Source organism: Bifidobacterium apri, assembly GCF_009299485.1.
Classification (GTDB): Bacteria; Actinomycetota; Actinomycetes; order Actinomycetales; family Bifidobacteriaceae; genus Bifidobacterium; species Bifidobacterium apri.
This window is the reverse complement of record NZ_WBSO01000001.1, coordinates 139,224-163,316: the sequence shown is the minus strand read 5'-3', so window position 1 is coordinate 163,316 and position 24,093 is coordinate 139,224. Positions and strand designations below refer to the sequence as shown.

The 24,093-nt window shown below is 57.3% G+C and carries 21 protein-coding genes; 20 read left to right on the top strand and 1 reads right to left on the bottom strand.

The window, feature by feature from the left end; all coding sequences use genetic code 11:
• The first annotated feature begins 6 nt into the window (after window positions 1-6).
• From DSM100238_RS00610 to DSM100238_RS09645, 13 genes are all read left to right on the top strand, one after another.
• The gene (locus DSM100238_RS00610; protein WP_152354819.1) at window positions 7-2,040 is read left to right on the top strand and encodes a dipeptide ABC transporter ATP-binding protein; all 2,034 of its coding nucleotides are present in this window, start codon (window positions 7-9) and stop codon (window positions 2,038-2,040) included.
• 487 nt (window positions 2,041-2,527) lie between these two features.
• Window positions 2,528-3,388 carry an exodeoxyribonuclease III gene (locus DSM100238_RS00605; RefSeq protein ID WP_152354818.1) on the top strand — a complete coding sequence of 287 codons (861 nt, stop codon included), beginning with the start codon at window positions 2,528-2,530 and terminating at the stop codon, window positions 3,386-3,388.
• 126 nt (window positions 3,389-3,514) lie between these two features.
• Entirely contained in the window at window positions 3,515-4,456 is a 942-nt protein-coding gene (locus tag DSM100238_RS00600; protein WP_152354817.1) for a DUF3710 domain-containing protein, read from the top strand.
• Between the two features lie 8 nt (window positions 4,457-4,464).
• On the top strand, window positions 4,465-5,211 hold the full coding sequence (locus tag DSM100238_RS00595; RefSeq protein WP_152354816.1) for a DUF3159 domain-containing protein: 747 nt from the start codon (window positions 4,465-4,467) through the stop codon (window positions 5,209-5,211).
• 182 nt (window positions 5,212-5,393) lie between these two features.
• Window positions 5,394-6,701, top strand: a complete 1,308-nt coding sequence (locus DSM100238_RS00590) for a class I SAM-dependent RNA methyltransferase (protein WP_152354815.1) — start codon at window positions 5,394-5,396, stop codon at window positions 6,699-6,701.
• Window positions 6,702-7,013: 312 nt separating this feature from the next.
• On the top strand, window positions 7,014-7,334 hold the full coding sequence (locus DSM100238_RS00585) for an ArsR/SmtB family transcription factor (protein ID WP_152354814.1): 321 nt from the start codon (window positions 7,014-7,016) through the stop codon (window positions 7,332-7,334).
• 98 nt (window positions 7,335-7,432) lie between these two features.
• Window positions 7,433-8,473, top strand: coding sequence for an ACR3 family arsenite efflux transporter (arsB, locus tag DSM100238_RS00580; protein WP_152354813.1), 1,041 nt, complete (start codon window positions 7,433-7,435; stop codon window positions 8,471-8,473).
• Window positions 8,474-8,505: 32 nt separating this feature from the next.
• Complete coding sequence (locus DSM100238_RS00575) at window positions 8,506-9,471, top strand: permease (RefSeq protein WP_240812256.1); 966 nt, start codon at window positions 8,506-8,508, stop codon at window positions 9,469-9,471.
• Window positions 9,472-9,485: 14 nt separating this feature from the next.
• On the top strand, window positions 9,486-9,836 hold the full coding sequence (locus tag DSM100238_RS00570; RefSeq protein ID WP_152354811.1) for a thioredoxin family protein: 351 nt from the start codon (window positions 9,486-9,488) through the stop codon (window positions 9,834-9,836).
• 153 nt (window positions 9,837-9,989) lie between these two features.
• A complete protein-coding gene (locus tag DSM100238_RS09495; RefSeq protein WP_338071663.1) occupies window positions 9,990-10,193 on the top strand; it encodes a Fic family protein in 204 nt (67 codons plus the stop codon).
• A gap of 156 nt (window positions 10,194-10,349) precedes the next feature.
• Window positions 10,350-10,442 carry a Fic family protein gene (locus tag DSM100238_RS09660; protein WP_376831189.1) on the top strand — a complete coding sequence of 31 codons (93 nt, stop codon included), beginning with the start codon at window positions 10,350-10,352 and terminating at the stop codon, window positions 10,440-10,442.
• A 301-nt stretch (window positions 10,443-10,743) separates the two neighbouring features.
• A complete protein-coding gene (locus tag DSM100238_RS00565) occupies window positions 10,744-12,417 on the top strand; it encodes a malolactic enzyme (RefSeq protein ID WP_152354810.1) in 1,674 nt (557 codons plus the stop codon).
• Between the two features lie 760 nt (window positions 12,418-13,177).
• Entirely contained in the window at window positions 13,178-13,453 is a 276-nt protein-coding gene (locus DSM100238_RS09645; RefSeq protein ID WP_152354809.1) for a type IV pilin protein, read from the top strand.
• Window positions 13,454-13,963: 510 nt separating this feature from the next.
• Here DSM100238_RS09645 and DSM100238_RS00555 read toward each other — a convergent pair.
• Window positions 13,964-14,149 (bottom strand): TetR-like C-terminal domain-containing protein, encoded by a 186-nt coding sequence (locus DSM100238_RS00555; RefSeq protein ID WP_152354808.1) that lies wholly within the window; start codon window positions 14,147-14,149, stop codon window positions 13,964-13,966.
• Between the two features lie 522 nt (window positions 14,150-14,671).
• Between DSM100238_RS00555 and DSM100238_RS00550 the strand changes: the two genes are divergently transcribed.
• From DSM100238_RS00550 to DSM100238_RS00520, 7 genes are all read left to right on the top strand, one after another.
• The gene (locus tag DSM100238_RS00550; protein WP_152354807.1) at window positions 14,672-15,166 is read left to right on the top strand and encodes an Rrf2 family transcriptional regulator; all 495 of its coding nucleotides are present in this window, start codon (window positions 14,672-14,674) and stop codon (window positions 15,164-15,166) included.
• Between the two features lie 81 nt (window positions 15,167-15,247).
• Entirely contained in the window at window positions 15,248-16,255 is a 1,008-nt protein-coding gene (locus tag DSM100238_RS00545; RefSeq protein WP_152354806.1) for an NADP-dependent oxidoreductase, read from the top strand.
• Between the two features lie 88 nt (window positions 16,256-16,343).
• Window positions 16,344-16,967, top strand: a complete 624-nt coding sequence (locus DSM100238_RS00540) for a type 1 periplasmic-binding domain-containing protein (protein WP_167510951.1) — start codon at window positions 16,344-16,346, stop codon at window positions 16,965-16,967.
• 334 nt (window positions 16,968-17,301) lie between these two features.
• Entirely contained in the window at window positions 17,302-18,378 is a 1,077-nt protein-coding gene (locus DSM100238_RS00535; RefSeq protein WP_240812254.1) for a YeiH family protein, read from the top strand.
• A 239-nt stretch (window positions 18,379-18,617) separates the two neighbouring features.
• Window positions 18,618-20,396 (top strand): oleate hydratase, encoded by a 1,779-nt coding sequence (locus tag DSM100238_RS00530; RefSeq protein ID WP_152354954.1) that lies wholly within the window; start codon window positions 18,618-18,620, stop codon window positions 20,394-20,396.
• Between the two features lie 148 nt (window positions 20,397-20,544).
• Window positions 20,545-21,405, top strand: a complete 861-nt coding sequence (locus DSM100238_RS00525; protein ID WP_152354804.1) for a LysR family transcriptional regulator — start codon at window positions 20,545-20,547, stop codon at window positions 21,403-21,405.
• Window positions 21,406-21,501: 96 nt separating this feature from the next.
• A complete protein-coding gene (locus tag DSM100238_RS00520; protein ID WP_152354803.1) occupies window positions 21,502-24,051 on the top strand; it encodes an HAD-IC family P-type ATPase in 2,550 nt (849 codons plus the stop codon).
• Window positions 24,052-24,093 lie beyond the last annotated feature (42 nt).

Sequence of the window (24,093 nt, the reverse complement as noted above, 5' to 3'; positions counted from 1 at the left end):
CATGTGATGACTGAGAACACCAATACCAATGCAAAAGCCGAGGCTGCACAACGTCTCGAGGCAATGCAGCGCGAACAAGGCCCGCTGCTGGAAGTCCAGCATTTGAAGGTCGATTTCACTGACGACAACGGGCATGATGTCCACGCGGTGCGTGACGCATCTTTCAACGTGTACCCCGGCCAGTGGGTGGCGATTGTGGGCGAATCCGGCTCCGGAAAGTCCACCTCCGCCATGGCTGTGCTGGGATTGCTGCCCGGCACCGGCCATGTGGTCGGCGGGTCCATCAAGCTTGAAGGCCAGGAGATCTCCGAGCTCAAAGGCAAGGACTATGACCAGCTGCGCGGCAGCAAGATGGGCTTGGTCCCGCAAGATCCGATGAGCAACCTCAACCCGGTGTGGCGTATCGGCACGCAGGTCAAGGAAGCGCTTGTCGCCAACCATATGGATATTTCGCATGAGAAGCGGTCCAAGCTGGCGAAAGCGCTGGCCGGCGACGAAGTCAACGTGAAAAGCGAAGACGATGAGACCTTCATCGGTTCCGAGGAACGGCCTGCTCTGCTCGCTGCTGCAAAGGAGGCGCTGACCGGCATCGGCATGAGCGGCAAGAAGCTCGACAACGCGATGGAGTTCTTCTCTCAGGAGTGGACCCCGGGCTCCGAGACCAGGTGGCGTGTCGCCGATGACCTCATCAAGGCGGGTGTGAACGATGACAAGGCTTGGCAGATCGCCAAGGAGCATGTCACTGGCTCGAATATGAACGACCGTATCGCCGGTCTGCTTGATGAGGCAGGTCTGCCGGACGCCGCCACGCGTGCGCGTCAGTATCCGCACGAATTCTCTGGCGGTATGCGTCAGCGTGCGCTGATCGCCATCGGCTTGGCTTGCCGTCCTGATCTGCTGATCGCCGACGAGCCGACGTCAGCGCTTGATGTGACTGTCCAGAAGCGTATTCTCGACCATCTGCAGACACTCACCGATTCGCTGGGCACTGCGGTGCTGTTCATCACGCATGATTTGGGCTTGGCGGCGGAACGTGCACAGCATATCGTCGTGATGTACAAGGGGCAGGTCGTTGAATCCGGTCCGTCGCTCGACGTGTTGCAGCATCCGATGCACCCGTACACGAAGCGTCTGGTCGCTGCGGCGCCTTCGCTTGCATCGCAGCGCATCATCTCCGCGAAAGAACACGGCGAGGATGCGGACGCTCTGCTTGAACATCAGGTCAAGGGCGAGCAGACGCTGGAGAAAAGCGAACACATCATTACGGTCGAACATCTGACGAAGGAGTTCAAGCTCCCGCGTAAGAAGGAGATGTTCAAGGCTGTCGATGACGTGTCCTTCTCCGTCAAACGTGGCACTACACTGGCGATTGTGGGCGAGTCCGGATCCGGTAAGTCCACCGTGGCGAATATGGTGCTTCGCCTGCTCGAGCCGACCGCAGGCAAGGTGTTCTATGAGGGCAAGAACATCGCCGATTTCGGTAAAGCCGAGCTGCTCGACTTCCGTCGGCATGTCCAGCCGGTCTTTCAGAACCCTTATGGTTCGCTCGATCCGATGTATTCCATCTTCCGTTCCATTGAAGAGCCGCTGCGCATCCACCATATCGGCGACAAGAAGAGCCGCGCGAAGCGCGTGCGCGAGCTGCTCGACATGGTCGAACTGCCTGAATCCGTCATGACCCGGTATCCGAACGAACTGTCAGGCGGTCAGCGGCAGCGTATCGCGATTGCGCGTGCTATGGCGCTCGACCCGGATGTCATTATCTGTGACGAGGCTGTGTCCGCGCTCGACGTGCTGGTTCAGGATCAGGTGCTTCATCTGCTCAACGATTTGCAGGCGGAACGCGGGCTGAGCTACCTGTTCATCACGCATGATCTCGCGGTTGTCCGCCAGATTGCCGATGAAGTGGTCGTGATGCAGCATGGCAGGCTGGTCGAGCACGCCACAACCGATGAGGTGTTTGACCATCCGAAGCAGCAGTACACGCGTGACCTGCTTGACGCGATTCCTGGAGGCAAGCTCAAGCTCGGTCTCGACTGATTCGCAGCTGCTTCCAAGACGCCGCCACCTTCTGCCGACGCTGAGCACCTCCTCAGTGTCGGCAGAAGGTGGCGTTTCTGTTTCTGCCGACGTTGCGGGGCGTCATAGCGTCGGTAGAAGGTTGTGTGGGGCTGCCGCCTTGGAGTCTACCTCTTTTGCGGGTGGTCTTTCTCGCAAACTGGTTGCGTTGGGGTGGTTGTAAGCGTAGCTGGTTTGTGCGGGTGGTTTTTCTCGCAAACTGGTTGCGCTGGGATGGTTGTAAGCGTAGCCGGTTTGTGCGGGTGGTTTTTCTCGCAAACTGGTTGCGCTGGGACGGTCGTAAGCGTAGCCGGTTTGTGTAGGTGGGTGGTACGGATGAGCGATACAGATGGGCGTACGGATGAACGCATCGCCGGCGCGGATGAACGCATACCGGTACAGGAACGATGGAAACGGACGTTGAAGTGCACATGACCGCTCGTAGGGGAGCGCTGCTAGGCTCGAAACTATGAGCATTGTGATCACGACATCGAATGTCAACGGCTTGCGCGCGGCGAACCGCAAGGGCATTATGCATTGGGCGGGCGAGCATACGCCGGATGTGTGGTGCATGCAGGAGGTTCGCGCCCCGCAGTCGGAAATCGACCCGATTTTCAACAACATCGCCGATACCTACGTGGATTCCGGCAAAGTCGCCGACCCAACCGGGCTGCACACCATGAATGAAATCTGCCGTATCAAAGGCCGTGCCGGTGTCGGCTTGCTGTCCACGCTGCCGGTGGTCGCCAAGCGGTACGGTTTGCCGGGACTTGAAGAGGATGTGGATTCGGGTCGCTGGATTGAAGCCGATGTGCGCACCCCGCAAGGGTATGAGATCACGGTCGTATGCGTGTACGTGCATTCTGGCGATGTGGATGACCCGAACAAGATGCACCAGAAGTTCCGTTTCCTCGATACCATGCTCACCCGCATGGGTCAGCTGCGCGATGAGGCTGCGCACGGTGGGCGGCAAGCGGTGTTGTGCGGCGATTTCAATATTGCGCACACGCCGCTTGACATCAAGAACGCGAAGTCGAATGTGACGCATTCCGGCTTCCTGCCTGAGGAGCGTGCGTATATCGACAAGTGGCTTGACGAGTATGAGTTCGTCGATGTGATGCGTGAGCTCGCCGGCGACATCCAGGGGCCGTACACCTGGTGGAGCCAGCGCGGGCGGGCGTTCGACAACAACACCGGCTGGCGTCTGGACTATCAGTTCGCCACTCCGGAGCTCGCGCAGACGGCTCGCGGCTTCACGATTGACAAGGCGCCCACCTATGATGCCCGTTGGTCTGACCATGCGCCGTTGAGCATCACGTACGACGTGTGATGCGACGAAATCTGTGGTCCTGAATGCCGCTATGACGGCTGTGCTGATACGCGACATCACGCTTTCAGCTGGCTCTCATTTGCGGTGTTATTCTTGGGACTGTCATATCCGTGGAAATGAGGAGCTATGGGATTGTTCGGATTCGGCAAGAAGAAGCATCATGATGATGACGCCGCGCGCGAAAAGGACGCGAAGAAGGCACGCCAGAATGCGGCGGATGCCGACGACGTGAACGATGCAGCTGCGGACGGCCAGGAAACGCAGCAGCCGGAACCCGCCGCACAGGCCAAGGAGCAGGACGTATCCCAGGACGTCGAGGTTGCTGCGGAATCGGAGCAGTCGCAGGGCGACGAGCAGCCGGATTATCCTACCGAGCCGAGCGAAGAGTATGAGGGGCGCGGCGAGGATTGGGGTCCGTGGGATGTGAACGACGAATATGTGCCTGATTATGACGATTATCTTGATCTTGGCGCCTACTATATCCCGTTCATGAAGGGTATCGAGCTGCGTATCAAAGCCGCTCGGGCGAACAAGGCGGTGCTGGGTGCCACCATCACATACGGCACGTCAAGCTTGGAGGTCGAAGCGTTCGCAGCACCGAAGACGCTGGGATTGTGGGACGACGTTCGTGCTGACCTGCTGGATTCCAAGAGCGATGTCGCCAAGGAGGTGCCGGGCGTATTCGGCACGGAGCTTATTTTGCCGGTTCCGATCAAGGAAGGCAAGATGGTGACCACCCGCATCGTGGGTGTGGACGGTCCGCGTTGGATGCTGCGTGGCATTTTCTCAGGCAAGGCCGCCACAGATCCAGATGATGAGGAAACCCGCGCACTGAATCGGTTCTTCTCGCAAATCGTCGTGGAACGCGGTGAGGAACCGCTTGCCCCGCGCGACCTTATTCCGATGCACGCGCCGGTCACTCCGGGCGAACGCAGGGCGGCCCAGGAACAGGCACAGCAAGATGCCGCGCAGATTCCGGATCGTCCGAAGGGACCGTTCGATTCCGACCAGCAGGTAGAGCAGAAGACGACGCTGTCGCGTGGCCCGATGTTCTCTGAAGTGCGTTGAGCGGCACCATGCCGGATTCGGCCTCGAACCGCAAACCGCGTACCGGCGTCGCCGCGCTCACCCAAGCCGGGGATGGTGATTTTTCCGTCATTGATGCTATTGGCGGTCCGCGTGGCGTCGTGGAATCGATGCTGCCGGGTTTCGTATTCGTCGTGATGTTCGTGATTACGTCCGATCTTCGCGCGACGGTGTTGGTGTCCGCGGTGTTGGCTGCGGTGCAAGTGGTGGCACGGCTCATCCAACGCCAGTCTGTGATGGGCGCGTTGAGCGGATTGGTGTCGGTCGCCATCTGTCTGGTGTGGGCGTGGCATAGCCATGAGGCGCGTAATTACTACATGTTCGGGTTCATTACGAATGCGGTGTATATCGTGCTGTTGGGCATCTCGCTGATTGCGCGGGTGCCGGGGCTTGGACTGGTGGTCGAGTTCATCCGGTCGTTGCCGACCGAGCGTTTCGGCGATTGGTTCCATGGCTGGATGAACGACAAGCCGCTCAAACGGGCGTATATGGCGATCACCGCGCTGTGGGTGGGCGTGTTCGCGCTCCGGCTGCTCGTCCAAGTCCCGCTGTACTTGTCTGACCGGGTGGCATGGCTGGGTACGGCTCGTCTGCTGATGGGCATTCCGTTCTGGGCTTTGGCGATTTGGGTATCGTATTTGATTGTCGCCACGCCGATGCATCGACATCGTGAACTTGAGCGTGCGGTACAACGGCAATCAGCGGACAGTGGGGATCTGACAGCGGAACGCGGCTGATGATGTCATGTGGCGGATGGTGTGCAGGGTGTGCGCATCATCCGCCATTGTCGTTTCTCGGCAACGGGTTGTGCTAGGTTGTTGCACCAGTAAGTTGCGGTCGGCATGCCGATGTCCGGGCCGCTTGATTGGCCGGCGCGTGCACCGCCCGGCTGTTGGCAGGTAGGAAAGTGATAGGAAACATGCAGGTAGAAGTGCGTATCGAACGGTATGCCGATCAGGGTCGCTGCGTCGGCCATATCGATGGCCGCGTGGTGTTCGTCAGGTTCGCGCTTCCGGGGGAGTTGGTGCGCGTCGAACTTGACGAGCCGCATGACCGTGATGACCGGTTCTGGACCGGCGAAGTGGTGGAGGTGCTTGAAGCAAGCCCGGATCGTGTCGAACCTGTCTGGCAGTTGGCAGGGCCGCTGGCGCAGGGTGGTGGCGTCGGGGGAGCGGACTTGGTGCATGTGAGTCTGCCGGGACAGCTTGCTTGGAAGTCCGCGGTGATCACCGACCAGATGCATCGCATGGGGCATGTCGAGTGTGATCCTGTGCCGGTTGAACGTGCCGATCACGATGTTGAACTCGGCGGGCTGAATTGGCGTACACGCATTGAGATGATCGCCGATGAGCATGGTATGCCGTCCATGCGCCGGCGAGGCTCGCATGTGCGGGTCCCGATTGACACCATGCCGCTTGCATCTCGTGCGCTGCTTGCAGTGGCGGACGAGGAACACATCTGGGATGGCGGTTTTGAGCCTGGTTCTCAGATCAGACTATCTGTGCCGGAACCACGTGGCATCGACACCACGTATGCTGATTCTCGAGCGTTGTTGAAAGCGGTCGGCAACAATTACGCCGTACTGGTTGATGGCGAGTTGCGGTCGGGATCGAAGCATGTGCGCGAATCTGTGACGGTAGCCGGCGGAACCTTCGATTATCGTGTGGATGCGAACGGTTTCTGGCAGGTGCATCGCATGGCTCCGGTGATGCTTGCCAATCATGTGGTGGACTTGGTTCGGCAGACGCTTGATGGCCGTAAGCAGGCTGTGTTGTGGGATTTGTATTCCGGCTCCGGGTTGTTCACGCTGCCGCTGAGTATGCTTGCCGCGGAGCGCACCCGCATGCTCAGTATCGAGGGCGGACGCACCGCGGTGCGCAACGCCCAGTATAATCTGCGACATTGCCAGATCAGTTCCGTGGACGCCCGCGTCGGCGATGTTCGCCGCACGTTGCAGCGTGTCCCCAGCGACTTGGCTCATCCTGATGTTGTTGTGCTTGACCCGCCGCGTGCCGGTGCGAAGGCGGCGGTGTGCCGTCAGATCGCCGAAAGCGGTGCGAAAGCGGTCATCTACATCGCTTGCGATCCGACGAGCCTCGCCCGCGATACCGCTACGCTTGTCGGCGAGCTTGGTTATCGTCTGACCGATATCCGCGCCTACGACATCTACCCGATGACCCACCATGTTGAGACGGTATGTTTGATGTCAAGGGTCGAAGGAAAATAGGCGCGAAAGCCCAATAATACTGCGGTTTTCGAGCAATCGGGCAATTTGGCATCGGACAGACAAAACGCTTCTCGGTAACTTATCCAAGGGCAAAAAGGCTCGAAAAGTGTGAGAGTTGAGTTGCCACGATAGATGTCACTATGTTGAGTTGCCGAGTTAGATGTTGGGAAGTTGTGGCTGCGAGATAGATGTCGGAAAAAGGCTCCCACACTGCCATCAGAGGTGAAAAGATTGTTAAGCAATATTTCATTCACACATTGACAACTATAAATGTGTGTGATATGATATGTACATCTCTTGGAGGTGAAAATCATGGGATTCAGAGAAGACGTTAAAAAAATAAAGGCGCTCGCAGATGAGAACCGTCTTGCGATCATGCTTGCTCTCCAGCATGGGGAGAAGTGTGGATGTGATCTGCTGGAGGAACTGAATATCACACAGCCGACTCTTTCGCATCACATGAAGATCCTTGCGGACAGCGGACTTGTAGATTACTACAAAGAGGGAAAATGGATGCATTACTCCATCTCCGCAGACGGGGTCAGGGAGTTCCGGGACATGATCGGTTCCTACGCAAGATGTGACTGCAAAACGGACGAGAGCGTATCCTGCGGATGCAAGGAAAAGAAGTAATCGATATCTATCATTCATAGGCAGTCCTTTGGGATTGCCTATATAAAGCACTTAAGCATAGATATATTTCAATGTATCAAACTAACGGAGGCGAAGTCATGAGCAATCAAAGCAAAGGCATAAATACATTTCAGCGTTATCTTTCTGTGTGGGTACTGCTCTGCATGGCCATAGGAGTACTGATTGGGCACTTTATCCCGGCTATTCCTGATACGCTCGGTCAATTTCAGATTTCCGGCATTTCGATTCCTATCGCTGTTCTCATCTGGGTCATGATCTACCCTATGATGATGAAAGTGGATTTTCAGAGCATAAAACAGATTGGAAAGAATCCGAAGGGACTTCTGGTCACATGGGTTACAAACTGGCTGATCAAGCCGTTCACCATGTATGGAATAGCTTATCTGTTTTTATTTGTCGTATTCAAATCCATCATATCTCCCGGATTGGCAACGGAGTACCTTGCCGGAGCTGTGCTTTTAGGAGCTGCTCCGTGTACGGCGATGGTGTTTGTGTGGAGTACGCTTACAAAAGGAAATCCTGCTTATACGGTCGTACAGGTGGCGACAAATGACCTCATCATCCTTGTGGCTTTTGTTCCAATCGTAAAATTCCTTTTAGGCGTTTCCAATGTGGCTGTTCCCTATAGCACCCTGTTCGTCAGCATCTTTCTGTTTGTAGTGATTCCGCTTGTGGGCGGCATCCTCACGAGGATAACAGTCACGAAGCAAAGAGGCGCGGATTACTTTGAGAGCACGTTTATCCACAAGTTCGACAATGCCACAACGATAGGTCTGCTGTTAACGCTGATTATTATCTTCAGTTCACAGGCAGAGGTGATTCTGTCTAATCCGCTTCATATTGTGCTGATAGCGATCCCGCTAACCATTCAGACGTTTCTGATCTTCTTTATCGCTTACGGAGCAAGCAAGTTACTTAAATTACCACATGATATTGCGGCTCCTGCTGGAATGATCGGTGCATCGAATTTCTTTGAACTCGCGGTGGCTGTGGCTATTGCACTTTTCGGAACGACAAGCCCAGCAGCACTCGCCACCACAGTAGGCGTTCTGACGGAGGTTCCGGTAATGCTGATGCTTGTGCGAATTGCTAATAAAACAAAAGCGAGGTTTGCGTAATGTGGACTTTTATTCAGGATCAAATACTTGGGATGGAGTGGTTGAATGCCCTTATTGGGAAAGTATTGCTCATGGTCGGACTCGATGTGAATAGCCGGATTGGCGGCAGCATTCAGTTCTTCAGTTATGACACAATTAAAATAACAGTATTGCTTTGTGTGTTGATCTTCCTGATTTCCTATATCCAGAGTTTCTTCCCTCCGGAGCGCAGTCGGAAGATCTTGGGAAGATTCCACGGGATCGGAGCGAATATTATCGGTGCCTTGCTTGGGACGGTAACGCCATTCTGTTCCTGCTCGTCCATTCCGATTTTTATTGGCTTTACGAGTGCGGGGCTTCCGCTTGGCGTGACATTTTCCTTCCTGATTTCATCACCGATGGTGGACTTGGGAAGTCTTGTGCTTCTCGTCAGTATCTTTGGCGTGAAGATTGCCGTGGCGTACGTGGTGCTGGGGCTTGTCATCGCCGTCATTGGCGGCACTTTGATAGAACACCTGCACATGGAAGACCAGATTGCTGATTTTATCCGCAATAACAACAGCAAGGTGGATATCGAGTCTCCGAATCTCACTGTTAAAGACCGGCTGATTTATTCCAGAGATCAGGTTGCAGCCACCTTTAAGAAAGTGTTCCCTTATATCCTTGTCGGCGTGGCTATCGGCGCGGTGATCCATAACTGGATTCCCGAAGGCTGGGTGGAAACCGTTCTCGGCAGCAATAATCCGTTCGGTGTGATACTCGCCACGCTTGTCGGCATACCCATGTACGCAGACATTTTCGGCACGATTCCGATTGCCGAGGCACTTTTTGCAAAGGGAGCATTGCTCGGTACGATTCTCAGCTTTATGATGGCGGTTACCACGCTCAGCCTTCCGTCCCTCATAATGCTGAAAAAGGCTATCAAGCCAAAACTCTTAGCGACATTTATAGCCATCTGCACAGTGGGTATCATCATTGTCGGATACGGCTTTAATGTATTTCAAAGTTTATTCATCTGAAGGAGGATATGATCATGGCACTGTTTGGTAAGAAAAAAGAAGTAGTCAAGGCGGAGCCCACATGTTGCTGCGGAGGGACGGAAGAAGTTAAGGCTGAATCTACTCCCTGCTGCGGAGAAAAGATTGATGGCGTTTGCTGCATCAAAGTTCTTGGTGCGGGTTGCAAGTCATGTCACGAACAGTATGAGAATGCCAAGAAAGCTGTTGAGAATCTTGGATTGAATGTTGAGGTAGAGTACATCACCGATATGGAGAAGGTAATGAGCTATGGTGTTATGAGTATGCCTGCACTCCTTGTTAATGATAAAATCGTATCTGTCGGTAAAGTGCTAAAGCCGGGAGAAGTTGAAAAGTTGTTAGGCTGATCATTCAGAAGAGATAAAGGCTCCTCACTACCGGCAAATGCGTCGGCGGCGAGGAGTCTTTTTATGCTTCGATATCGATTGTAACCCCGGACTTGAATTCCACGGTGAAGTGGTCGGCAAAGAGGTAAGGAACAAGATAAGGAACAAGTCACGATACAAGATCTTATTCAATTTTGCTCCATACCTCGCAGCAGGAAAGAAATGCAGGAGTTTATGGGGCTGGCCGGCAGAAGAAACTTTTCGGAAAGATATATTAAGCCTTTGCTTAATGCAGGAAAAATCGAAATGACGATATCTGATAAGCCGAATAGTAAGAACCAAAAATATAAAAAAGTGAACTTTGAAGTCAAAAATTGAAAATTGACATAAAAAAACGGACAATGAAGAATCGCCGACAATACGGCATATTTTCATTATGAAGGAAGATGCTCAAATCAAGTCAGAAAAGAGGTGGCCGCTCGCTCCGCATCGCGGCCGTTTAGCTCCGCAAAGCCGGCCGTTGGCTGGCGCTCCATGCAATTAGCACAAGGAGTTATCGAAATGACAATTCCCGACAAACCTAACAGTCGAAATCAGAGGTACAGGAGAAAGCAACTTGATCGCTGACCGACCAAGATACCGACCAAGTTAACAGCATGCTGGGTTGAGACCTTGATCATAAACCGACTGAGCAGAGGAGAGCAGGTCGAGACGATGGCCTCCCTCCAGCCCGCCATATTATAGGTAGAAAAAGCACGTGGACCAGTTCCCGCAAACTAAGAGCACCTGTAAAAACGCCGATTTTCGGCTTAGAGCAGTTCCCACGAACGGGCGGAAATGTGCCCGGAATCCAGACAATCAGGTGCTTGTCTCGTGCCACATTGAGACGGTTACGCTGTTTTCCTGAGAACAAGACTGTTTTGCTACAATGACCGCAATAACAAACGCAAGGAGGTGCGAGCATATGAAAACAGGTTATGAACTTCTCAATGATCCGTTTTTGAACAAGGGGACTGCGTTTACGCAGGAGGAGAGGAAGAAATTCGGGCTGGTCGGCATTCTGCCGCCGGTGGTGCAGACGATTGAACTGCAGGCGGCACGGGCATATGAAAACGTGCAGCGCAGGGAGAGCGTCACAGAAAAGCGCCACTATCTGATGAATCTCTTCAGCCGAAACCGGACCCTGTTTTTCTACCTCTTCTCGCAGCATGTGCAGGAACTCATGCCAATCGTCTATGATCCGGGCATCGCCGAGAGCATCCGCAATTACAGTGAGTTCTTTATGACGCCGCAGAACGCGGCTTATCTTACGGCAGATCATCCGGAAGAGATGGAGGAGGCCATCCGCAATGCGGCGGGAGACCGGGACATTGAGCTGATCGTGGTCACCGATGCGCAGGCCATTCTGGGAATCGGCGATTGGGGAACCAATGGCGTCAGCATTTCCACTGGAAAGCTGATGGTGTATACCGCTGCGGCCGGCATTGACCCGGCGAAGGTGCTGCCCGTCGTCATCGATGCGGGCACGGACCGCCAGAGCCTTCTGGACGATCCACTGTATCTGGGCTTGCATCACCATCGGATCGGGGACGAGCAGTACTACGCCTACATCGACCAGTTCGTGGAGCTTGTGGAGAGGATGTTCCCGCACCTGTACCTCCACTTCGAGGATTTCGGAAGAGGCCATGCGGCAGTGCTCCTGAACCGGTATGTCAACCGGTATCCAGTATTCAATGACGACATCGAGGGAACCGGCATCATCTCTCTGGCGGGAATACTCGGGGCGCTGCGCATCTCCGGCGAGAAACTCGCCGACCAGAAGTACCTGTGCTTTGGTGCGGGAACGGCGGGCTGCGGCATTGTGAAGAGGATCTGCCAGGAAATGGTTGACCAAGGCATGGATGTCAAGGAAGCCCAAAAGCACTTCTATCTTGTCGACAAGCAGGGTCTTCTCTTTGACGACATGCAGGATCTGACCCCGGAGCAGGCCGTCTTTGCACGAAGCAGAGAGGAGTTCGCTGACGTGGATGCGTTGACCACGCTGGCGGCAGCGGTGAAGGCGATCCATCCCACTATCCTGGTTGGAACATCCACGCAGGGCGGTGCCTTCACAGAGGAGATCGTGAAGGAGATGGCGGCCCACACGGCGAGCCCCATTATCTTCCCGCTGAGCAACCCGACGGAACTGGCGGAGGCAAAGGCGGAGGACCTCATTCGCTGGACCGAGGGACGGGCGCTCGTGGCAACGGGAATTCCGTCTGCGCCGGTCTCATATAAGGGCGTCACGTATGAAATCGGGCAGGCGAACAACGCCCTGATCTATCCGGGACTGGGGCTTGGCGTGATCAGTGCAGATGCAAAGCTTGTCACCGACCGGATGATTTCCGTCGCGGCACACTCGATCAGCGACATTGTCGATGCTTCCCGTGCCGGTGCTGCAGTCCTTCCGCCGGTATCGGAACTCCCTGAGTTTTCGAGAACCGTGGCGATTGCCGTCGCCGGTGAGGCGGTCAGGGAAGGGCTGAACCGCAGGGCGGTGGATAACGTTGCCGATGCCGTGGATGCACAAAGGTGGAGCCCTACATACACCGAGCTGGCGTAACGTCACCATGCCTTCAGGTCATCATTGGCTTGGAGACATTTCTTGTGGTCATCTGCCCCGTATGCAGGGCATGGATCGCTGGTTCAATATGCGAATCCCTTCTTAGGGACGGTACGACAATGTCTGTCATCAACCCTTTCGAGGAGTCCCTAGGAGTCCCAAAAGGATCCAGGGCCTACTGCTACCGGGTTTGAGCAGTTGGCAGCAATGTGCAGAGGCTCTGCTATGTTCCGCAAGGCGGCCAAGGCAAACGATGTTGCAAAGGGCGGCATACGCGCTATGGCACGAGGCAAAGTCCTTAGCGATATGGCTGATACACGAAGTGTATGGGTTTTCTCAGCAGGTTGTTCCAAGATCTGCGGTAAGAACATATGTCGAAACAATGAACAGATGAAACATATCCGTATCAGCGAATGATGACGCGAGGTATGGGTTTCCATGTCAAGATTCTGCGTGGCCGATAGTCGCAGATTTGTACTTGACATGCTTGTAGTGGTCTGCTGTTGTGTCGTAATCTCCCCGATGGCCATGCATGGTGGGTCGGCTGATTGCATGCGTTGAGCCCGACCGGTGAGGCGGAATCCCGCTGTTTTGTGAAGGCGGCTGCGGGATTCTGGAAACCGTTATATAATGAGCACATAGTCATCAGTAATGATGCTGATGAAGAACACGCATCGGAGCGTGCAAGCAAGTACTTGACTCCGATGGCTTATTCCACAGACCCAATGGCGGGTTTGCAGGAAGAAAGAGAGGTGAAGCCATGTGTGGCGTGTATCAGTCCCTGAGGCGGCGTGCCTCGGGACAATCGGGTTTTACTCTCATTGAGTTGCTTGTTGTCGTGATCATCATTGGCATTCTTGCATCGATCAGCGTGCCGATTTATCAGCAAGTGCGCGTGGCGGCATGGAACAGTGCGGCCGAGTCCGATTTGAAGCACGCAACAGACTCCATTGAGAATGCAAGCGTTGAACTCGGCGGTACGCTGCCTCCGAATTTCATGGTTGCAGCAAGCCCCGGGGGGGGGCTTACCCGATAGCGGGCAACGTCAAATATGGCTACAGTACCAAAGTAACCAATACTCAAACGCAGGTTACGCTTTCCCCAGGCGTGTCGCTGTGCTACACAACAACTGGCGACACCTACCGGGTATATACGACCAATAGCAACAATCTGAGTGTCTACTACGTGTATGATTCGGCGATTGGTCAAATACAAAAGAAGGACAACCCCGACAAGATTGCTGCTGCCTCGTCTACCCAAGGGAAGATCCAGTGGAATCCTGCTGGTAGCGGGCACAGGAGACCGTGGAAGAAAACACTTGGTAAATGTGAAATCGAACAGCGCTACGGCGCGCCCAGCGCATGATTCTGGATGCCGAGCAGGTGTCGGAGGCTCGCGCCGGGGCGGCGGGAGTATATCGGTGGACGATCCGCGACGCATGTCCCGATTGACGAGAGTGTCCACGCGCTCGGCGGGTGCGGATGCCGGTAGTGTGTTGTGTGGAGGTCATGTGCCGTTGGCCGAATGGCCTCCACGCCAGGCAAGGTCATGGTCGGACGAATAGCTGGTTGAGGTTGGAGAGCACGTCGTCAACATAGCGTCTCAGTGATTCGTTCAGCTCGCCGGGTGTTTCTGGCATGCCTCGTTCGATCCATTCCTCGATCCATCCGCTGATTCCGTCGGCGAAAAACGCTTTCCGGTAGGCTTCCTCGTTCGCGAGTTCTTGCGTCAACCCGTTTTTTCTCGCGCAACGATGTTCGCAGGACGTTGTCCCCGCCCTGTCGCGTGGAGGACTTCGTAAAACGCCTGGTGCTTCTTCATGTGGCAAAACAGGCTTTCAAACACGGTCCACGGTTGCGGATGGGGTCGGATTCGAATTCATGCGTCCACGTCTTGATCAGAAAATCGGGCGTGTCGTGCGCTGGGCCAAGCCGGAGTGGTGAATGAACTCGTCGATCCTCTGAAGGAGGAGGGGCGCAAGATGCCGCATTGTTTTGTCGTGGAAGAAAGGAACGACCCCACCGCGCGTAAGGCGTTCGACAGGCTGACTGACTTCTTGGACAGCCATAGCGTCTGAACCGTTGACGCTTGTCTTGCAGTCTGTTAAAGTATCAGTATCAGATACAATTACAGATAATCGCCGGCGGTGATGATTGCGGACGTTTGCATATCTGGCGAATGAAGCGAACCGCGACATCTGAACCGCGTAATACTGAACTCCGCACAACGGGATGATGCAAAGGAAGGGGTTGTGATGGATACCAGATTCTCGTCCGCGATCCATGCGCTGATCCTGATCTCGCAATCCGCAACTCCGGTCAATTCCGAGCAGATCGCCGTGAGCGTAGGCACCAACCCCAGCTACATCCGCAAACTGACCGCGCGCCTGAACAAGGCAGGCATCATCGAAGGCAGACGTGGCATCAGCGGATTCCGGCTGCTCAAACAACCCGGCGACATCACACTGCTCGACATCTACCGGGCAGTGATGGACGCGGATTCCGTGCATCTGTTCGACCTGCACCACAATCCCAACGACATGTGCATCGTCGGGCACAACATTCGTCCGGTGCTGGGAGGCATGTTCCAGCAGATGGACGATGACGTGAACCACCGGCTCCAAGGCATGACCCTCGCCGACTGCATCAGCGACATGCGCGCCTACATGGCACGGACCGGCCAAGCCGATCCTCGTCAGGGCGCGGCAAACCATTCAAGCCGAACTGGCGCCGCCGACGCGCGAGAATAACCATCAACCGTCTGCACGCCCCATTCAACCCATGACAACCACAGCGAACGGCACAACGCCGACAAACGAACGGAGAGCATCATGAAAGCAGCCATCCTCACGCATTACGCCAAACACGGCACCGACCTTGAGATCCGCGACATCCCCGTTCCGCAGCCCGGTGAGACGGAAGTGCTGGTCAAAATCATGGCCGCGGCGGTCAACCCGCTCGACAACATGATCATCCGCGGTGAAGTCAAACTCATCACCCCCTACACGATGCCGCTGGTCATGGGCAACGAATTCGCCGGAATCGTCGAGAAAACCGGCACAAACGTCACCCGGTTCACAACAGGCGACCGGGTCTACGGCAGAATGCCCCTCAAGAAGATCGGCGCCTTCGCACAATACGCGGCAGTGGAGGAATCCGCGCTCGCGACGATTCCCGAATACCTCTCATACGAGCAGGCCGCCACGGTTCCGCTCACAGCGCTCACCGCCATGCAAGCCTTCGATGTCATGCACGTCAAGGCGGGGGAATCCGTGTTCATCTCCGGTGGCACCGGCAGCCTCGGCGCCATGGCGATTCCGGTGGCCAAAAGCCTCGGCCTGCACGTCTACACCAACGGCAGCGGCAGCAACGAGGAGCGGGTGCGCCAGCTTGGCGCCGAACGGTTCATCGACTACAAGAAAGAGAACTACGTCGACGTGCTCTCCGACGTCGACCATGTGCTCGACACCTTGGGCGACCGCGAGCTGCCGAACGAATTCAAGGTGCTCAAAGAAGGCGGCAGCCTGGTCTCCCTGCGCGGCATGCCCAACGGCCGGTTCGCCAAGCGCAGCGGCATGCCCGCCTGGAAGCGCCTGCTGTTCTCCATCGCCGGCCGCAAATACGACCGCATGGCGGCGGCGAAAGGCCAGACCTACGACTTCCTGTTCGTGCATGAGGACGGTCGCCAGCTCGAGCAAATCGGCAGGCTGTTCGACAAAGACCATCCGCTGGAAACCTCCATCGACACGGTCTACACGCTCGAACAGGTCAACGAGGCACTCGCCAAAGTGAAACAAGGCAAATCCAAAGGTAAAACCATCATCGCCATCGGACAGTAGGCGCCGCCCACCCTTGTTGCCGCCGACCGCACCCACAGTCGGCGGCGGGGGCGACCCCTCGTGACCACCGTTGATTAGGATGAGATGCATGACTCACCTTCTGCGACACCAGCGATCTGTGCGACGGAACACGGCTGCATGCGTCCTGGCGGTTGTCCTGTGCATGACCGGTGCGCTCGCAGGTTGCACTCCGCGCGGCGTGGCCGTAGGCAATTCGCATGATTCGTCGAGCAATGTCGCCCATGACAGCGTGGACAGGCAAGATATCGTCATCGGTGTGATCGGGGCATTGGGCAATCCGCCGGTCGCCGATACCACGGTGCTCAATGATCTTGCCAAGGCAAAGCTCGACGCCCGGTTCGCTTCCACAACCGGCAACGCCGATGCGACGCAAGCCGCCCAGCAGGCTGTACGCGACTGGGCGTCCCAACGCGTGTCGGTGATCCTCATCAATGCGCTCGATGTCACGGATGCGACAGCGTCATCGTGGCATGATGCCTTAAACGAAGCGCGCAATGCAGGCATTCCGGTCGCACTGCTCGACCCCTCCAATCCGCCGCAGGACACCACGTTGTACGCGGCGGTGCTGCGCATGGGGACGAAGCCAGCAGACAGTGATGCGGATGTCGGCTCGTCCACGGTTGGCTTGGATGCCGCGCTGTCCGCTATCATCAATGACAACCCGCACCCTGCGACCATACGGATTGGCTGAAGTGACGCTGGCGGTCTCCTGCAACCGCTGAAATCGCGGGTATGAGGGAATGGGGGAGCCCTAGGCGTCTCGCGCCCGCGAGAGCAGACGGGACAATGGCGGAATCCGACGATTGGTCGCAGCGCCTCGGTTGCCTGTGAGTCTGGCCGTCACAGTGGCCTTGCCATACATGCGTTTCACCTATCCGATACGTGATGTATGGAATCCAAGCATCGTCCACGCCCCTCGCCCTTGTCCATGCCCTCGATGCCCCGCCGATAGTATCGAGAAACCCGATACCAGTCATTGAAGACACGCATTTGATTGATACTTTGGCATCGACGAAGATGGCAACATGACAAGAATCACGACCACACTCACATCATTACGCTCTCGCATATGCACCCGAGAGATGCTGCTAGTCGCACTCGTAACCTGCGCTGCGTCCATTATCGGGTCCCTGATGGCCGGCCTGCCGGTGTTCAGCCTGTTCGGCGCGCTCATCATCGCACTGATCATCGGTATGCTTGTGCAGATCCCGATGCGCGCATGGCTCGCCCACGCCGCCGCCAAGCGTGCGGAAGGCATCGGTAACGCCGCGGCACTGATTTCCAACAAACTGCTGCGGCTGGGCATCATCCTGCTCGGTTTCAAACTCAATCTCGACGTGCTGTTCGCCACCGGGGTCAAAACCATTGCGGTGGCGGCGATCATCGTCACACTCACCATCACCGTCACGTATCTCATCGCCAGAACACTCGGTGTTGACGAGCATCTCGCCATCCTCACCGCGGGTGGCACAGGTATTTGCGGTGCCGCGGCCGTCATGGGACTGTCTGGTTCCATCACCATGCCGAAAACTGAAGAGAAACGCGGACGCGATGACGAAGTCATGGCGGTGGCGACTGTAGCTGTTATGGGTACGGTATTCGCGCTCGCGGAAATCGCGTTGCGCCCGTTCCTGGGGTTGTCTGATGCGCAATTCGGCACGATGGGCGGCGCCTCGCTCCACGAAATCGCCCATGCGGTCGCGGTCGGAGGTTCTGCGGGGGACGCGGGCATGGACGCGGCGATCATCATGAAGCTCTCCCGGGTGCTGATGCTCGCCCCGACAGCCATGATTATCGGCGCATGGTGGGCCCGCAGACACACCCAGCCCGGTGACGGCCCGCGCAAGGTGCCGATCCCGTGGTTCATGCTTGGCTTCCTCGTTGCATCGGTCGCCGGTACGTACCTGCCCGTCGTCGCACAGTTCACGGACATCTTGGTCAAAGCGGCCTATCTGGTGCTGGGCATGGCGATGGCGGCCCTAGGCATGAACGTCGATTTCAAGGCGATCGCAAGCCGCGGCCGCATGGCGGTGCTCGCCAGCTTCTTTGCCTCGATCCTGCTGGCGGGCGGCGCGTTCCTGGCGGTGACGCTGCTGTTCTGATTGATTCTGTGTGGGATGCGTGGCACGGCTACGCATCCTACACTCGTGTCGGTGCCAGCCGTGTACCTGCCTGACGGTCCCTCATCGGTTTGCAAAATCGACATTTACCATTAGAGTGTCGATGGCATGATTCTCCGGCCACTCCTATAATGGTGCCCGCCTCGACGTTGAGGCCCGGCTTCATCAAGACGGAAATGCCTTCAATGAAACCGGCGAACAATGACGGCAAAGGAGTCATCATGTACTACTCGGCTGGAAACTATGAAGCCTTCGCAACCCCGGAGAAGCCTGAAGGCATCGACGACAAGTACGCGTATATCGTCGGGTCCGGTCTTGCCGGCCTGTCGGCGGCATGCTACCTGATCCGCGACGCCCAGATGCCCGGCGACCATATCACGGTCTTCGAATTCCTGCCGGTGGCCGGCGGCTCCTGCGACGGCATCTACGATGCGACACGCGGCTACATCATGCGCGGCGGTCGTGAGATGGACAACCATTTCGAAGTCATGTGGGACCTGTTCCGTTCCATCCCGTCCATCCAGAACCCCGGGGAGACGATCTTCTCCGAATACTACAAGCTCAACAAGCACGACCCGAACTTCTCCCTGTGTCGCGTCACCGAAAAGCAAGGCCAGGATGCGCACACCGACAAGAAGTACGGGATGAACCCGAAGGCCACGCAGGAACTGCTGCACCTGTTCATGGCCACGGACGAGGAGCTCGCCGACAAGACCATCGATGACGTGTTCGACGACGATTTTTACAAGACGAACTTCTGGGTGTACTGGCAGACGATGTTCGCGTTCGAGAAATGGCACAGCGCCATCGAGATGAAACGCTACATGCAGCGTTACATCCATCACATCGACGGCTTGCCCGATTTGTCTGCCCTGCGTTTCACGCGCTACAACCAGTATGATTCCATGATCCGCCCGATGGTCAAGTACATCACGGACGCCGGGGCGAAGGTGCTGTACGACACCAATGTGACCAACGTGGTGTGCGAGGTGACGCGCAGCCGCAAAGCGGCCCGCCGCATCGAATACACGCAGGGCGGTGAGGCCAAGAGCATCGACTTGACCGACAACGACCTCGTGTTCATCACCAACGGCTCGCAAGGCGATTGCACCGCCTACGGCGACCAGACACACGCGCCGGTCGTGTCCATCAAGAACGGCGAAGGCCCATCGGTTGAACTGTGGAAGCGGATCGCCGCCCAATCCTCGGACTTCGGGCACCCTGAGAAGTTCTTCAAGGACATCGAGGAAACCAGCTGGGAATCGTGGACGGTCGACACGTCCAACAAGGAGGTGCTCGACGCAATCGAGGCGATCTGCCACCGCGACCCGCTGTCCGGCAAGATCGTGACCGGCGGCATCGTGACCGCCAGGGATTCGAGCTGGCTGCTGTCGTGGACCATCAACAGGCAAGGCCAGTTCCCTGACCAGCCGTCCGACCATTGCCTGATCTGGGTGTACGGCCTCAACTGCTGGCATGACAACGGCGATTTCGTCAAGAAGCCGATGGCACAATGCACCGGTGAGGAATTGTGCGAGGAATGGTTGTACCACATCGGCATCCCGCAGGACAGGATCAAGCAGCTGGCGAGCGAAGTATGCAACACGACCGCCGCGATGATGCCGTATGTGACGAGTTTCTTCGAACCGCGCCGCGACGGGGACCGGCCGAAGGTCGTGCCCGACGGCTCTGTGAACCTCGCCTTCGTCGGCCAGTACGCCGAAACGCCGCGCGACACCGTGTTCACCACGGAGTATTCAATCCGCACTGGCATGGAAGCGGTGTACACGCTGTGCAATGTCGACCGTGGCGTGCCGGAGGTATGGGGTAGCGTCTTCGACGTGCGCGACCTGCTGACCGCGACGGTCAAACTCGCCGACGGCAAGAAACTCACAGAAATGGACCTGCCGCTCAAAGACCGTCTCGCTCTGCATGAACTGCTCAAGAAAGTACAGGGCACCGAGATCGAGAAGCTGCTCAAGGCGTGCGGGGTGTTGTGAGCCATCGGCAGGATGTGCTTGCCCGCCATGGTGTGAATTAGACGTCATTGATTGATATTGGAGCCGTGTTCCGGATTTTCCGGGATACGGCTCCTTTATCCAACGGGATAGTATTCAATGGGGTAGCGCTCAGTGGGATAATACCTGTGTGTTCCCTTTGCTTGAAACGTTTGTGGCGGTGTATGAGACCGGGCAGTTCTCGATTGCGGCCGACGAGTTGCGTGTCTCGCAGTCGACGGTTTCGGCTCGGATTGCGCAGCTGGAGCAACGGTTGGGAACGCCATTGTTTGAACGTCATGCACGTGCCGATGTGACTGCAACGCGCGCGGGGGAGACACTCTACCGTTCCGCTGTGAAGCTTCTTGCGCAATGGCGGCAGACACAGGAGGATGTCAATCGGGCGAGGCAGGCGCACGACCCGTTCCTGCTCATGATGTCCAACACCGCCGCGGTGGCGCTGCTGCCGCGTATTCTCGAGGGCTTGCAGGCACAGGGCGCGCTGGAGCATGTGGATCTGCGTGTGATGACTGCGAATTCTGATGAGATTGTCGAAGCGGTGGAATTGCATCGGGCACAGATGGGTATCGTGGAGAAGCCGGTGTCAGCGGAGGGTGTTGTCCGTGCCGCGTTGTGTGATGACCGGCTGGTGTTGGCGGGGGAGCATGCGCATGATCCAGAGAACCCGGCTACGGTGTGGCTGTTGCGCGAGCATGGGTCGGGCGTGCGCTACTACACGGATCTGTTCTTTTCCCAGCGCTCGATCCAGCCGACACATCGTGTCGAGATTGCTGGCAACGCGTCGATTTGCGCGTGTCTCGCCGCGGGTATCGGTACGTCTCTGGTTTCGCAAGGCGTGGTGCCGGCTGGCGTGCCGACCGCGGATCTCGGCATGGATTTCTCCAGACGGTTTTCGAGTGTGACTCCGCGTTCCGGTCTGACCGGTATGCAACGCGGAATCTGCAGGCAGATTACTTCACTGTTTGCTGCGCGGCTCCATCCCGGCAGCTGAACGTGCCGGATGTGGCGTGTTGCGCTGCTATCGTGGGATGAATGCGGTGGTGCCGGGTCGCTGGGAGCGGATTCGGCGGACATGAAGGAGGCCGGTATGACGGTGACTCAGGGGACGGTGGCCGGCACGACCATGCCGCAGGTGGACGAGCGTGGTCTCGACCGTGACGCGGTGCGGATCCGCGTGGAACAAGGCCAGACGAATCATACAGACGATAGTACGTCACGCTCGGTGGCTTCGATCATTCGTGCAAACGTATTCACCCTGTTCAACGGCATCATTCTCACCGCGATGATCGTCGTGTTGCTGACCGGATCATGGAAAGACGCGGTGTTCGGACTGGTCATCATCATCAACACCGCCATCGGCATCGTCACTGAATTGCGGGCGAAGGTCACCCTCGACCGTCTGTCGATTCTGGTGGCTTCTCCGGTGCTGGTGCGCCGCAACGGCGACGATGTCGAGATTGCGCCCTCCGAGATTGTGCTCGGAGATCTGGTGTGGATCCGGGCAGGGGAGCAGGTGCCGGCTGATGCGACAATCCTGCATACCTGGGGACTGGAACTTGACGAGTCCATGCTCACCGGTGAATCCCGGACCGTGCGCAAACAGGAAGGCGAATCCGTCTATTCAGGGTCGACGGCGGTTTCCGGCATGGCGCTGGTGCACGTGGATGCGGTCGGTGAGCACAGCTATGCGGCGGGGCTGACCGCACAAGCGAAAGTCTACAAACGCAACCTGTCCGACCTGAGCCGTGGCATCAACACGATTCTTCGCGTGATGTCCTTCGTCGTGGTGCCGCTGTGCATGCTGCTGATCTGGTCGCAGCTGCACACGGTCGGCGGGCTGGGCAACGCCATCGCGACCGGTGCGTGGCGGCAAGCGGTCGTCTCCGCCGTGGCGGGCGTCGTCGGCATGATTCCCGAAGGCCTGGTACTGCTCACGTCGCTCAATTTCGCCATCGCCGCCATGCGCTTGGCACGGCATCATACGCTTGTGCAGGATTTGGAATCGGTGGAAACGCTTGCTCGCGTGGATTGCTTGAATTTGGATAAAACCGGCACCATCACCGACGGGGGCATCGTCGCCGACGCGCTGGTTCCCGCGACGGCAGACGATTGGCGGGCCGCTGAAACCAGTCGTGACGAAGCCGTGCAAGCCACCTACGACCTGTGCAATGAGGAGAATCCAAACGCCACAGGACGTGCCGCCATGGAACTGTTCGCCGCCGAACATGTGCGTCCGGGCGAACTTGCGGCACGCATCCCCTTCTCATCGTCGCGCAAGTGGAGCGCCATCGTGCGTGCGGACGGCACGGTGTGGGTGATGGGTGCCCCAGAAGTCCTGGCGCGGGGATTCGCCGACGCGGCCCGGAACGTCGGCTCAGACGCGTCGGCTGCGGACACGGCGTTCGCTCCGGTGCTTGAGCGCGTCCAGACCAAGGCGGCTGAAGGCCATCGCGTACTGCTGATCGCCCGAGCGCATCTGGCGCAAGGGCAGACGGCGGCATCGTTCGCAGACAGCCCCGCTTTGCCTGCTCATGCTCGTCCCGCGGCATTGCTGCTGTGCAGCGAACGGATCCGATCGGACGCCGAGGCCACGTTGCGCTGGTTCCGCGACCAAGGAGTACGATGCCGTGTCATTTCCGGCGACAACCCGACCACCGTGCGCGCGATCGCTGCGAACGTCAAACTGACCGGTGACCGTGAACCGGTCGCCATCGACGCCCATGATCTTCCCGAAGATATCGACGAACTCTCGCGCGCCCTGGAACGCATCGACGTGGTGGGCCGCGTGCTGCCCGAACAGAAGCAAGCCATCGTCAAAGCCTTGCACGCCTCACATCATGTGGTGGCGATGACCGGAGACGGCGTCAACGACACGTTGGCGCTCAAAGAGGCGGATTTGGGAGTGGCGATGGGCAACGCGGCGCCGGCTACGAAGGCGGTCGCCGAGCTGGTGCTCGTCGATTCGAAATTCTCCCACCTGCCTGATGTCGTCGCCAGAGGCCGCCAAGTCATGGCCAATATGGAGCGTGTGGCGAGCCTGTTCCTGACCAAAACCGTCTATTCCGCGCTGATATCCCTCGGCGTGGTGCTACTGGCGATGCCGTTCCCATACCTGCCCCGGCATATTTCCTATATCGGCGCGCTGACGATAGGCATGCCCGCGTTCATTCTCGCGTTGGCGCCCAATACCAGGCGTTATATCCCCGGTTTTCTTGGGCGTGTCGTGCGATTCGCGTTGCCGGGCGGCATTGCGGTGGGATTGTCGGTGCTGATTGCGGAGGCGTCCATGCCGGGCGTGCTTGGATGGGATTTGTCTGTTCCGGCGGATCTCGCATGGCAGCGGTCGTGCTGCGCGATGATCGTGTTTGCGCTCGGCGTGTTGGTGCTTGCCTTGGTGGCCCGGCCGCTGGCGTCTTGGCGTGGCATACTCGTGGCGGTATTCGCTGCGGCCGGTGTCATCGGCCTGTTCATCCCGCCGGTGGCAGACTTCTTCGCGCTGCACATGCCGCAAGGTGGTACGCTCGTCGCACTGATGGTCGCGCTGCTCGCATCCGTTGCGATATTCGTGCTCTGCCAACTGGCGAGCCGCGTGTTCGCGCGTATTTTCTCACATAACAGGCAGACACGCCAGAGTTGAAACCGTGTCACGATACAATACAGGGGAAAGCACTAATCGGCA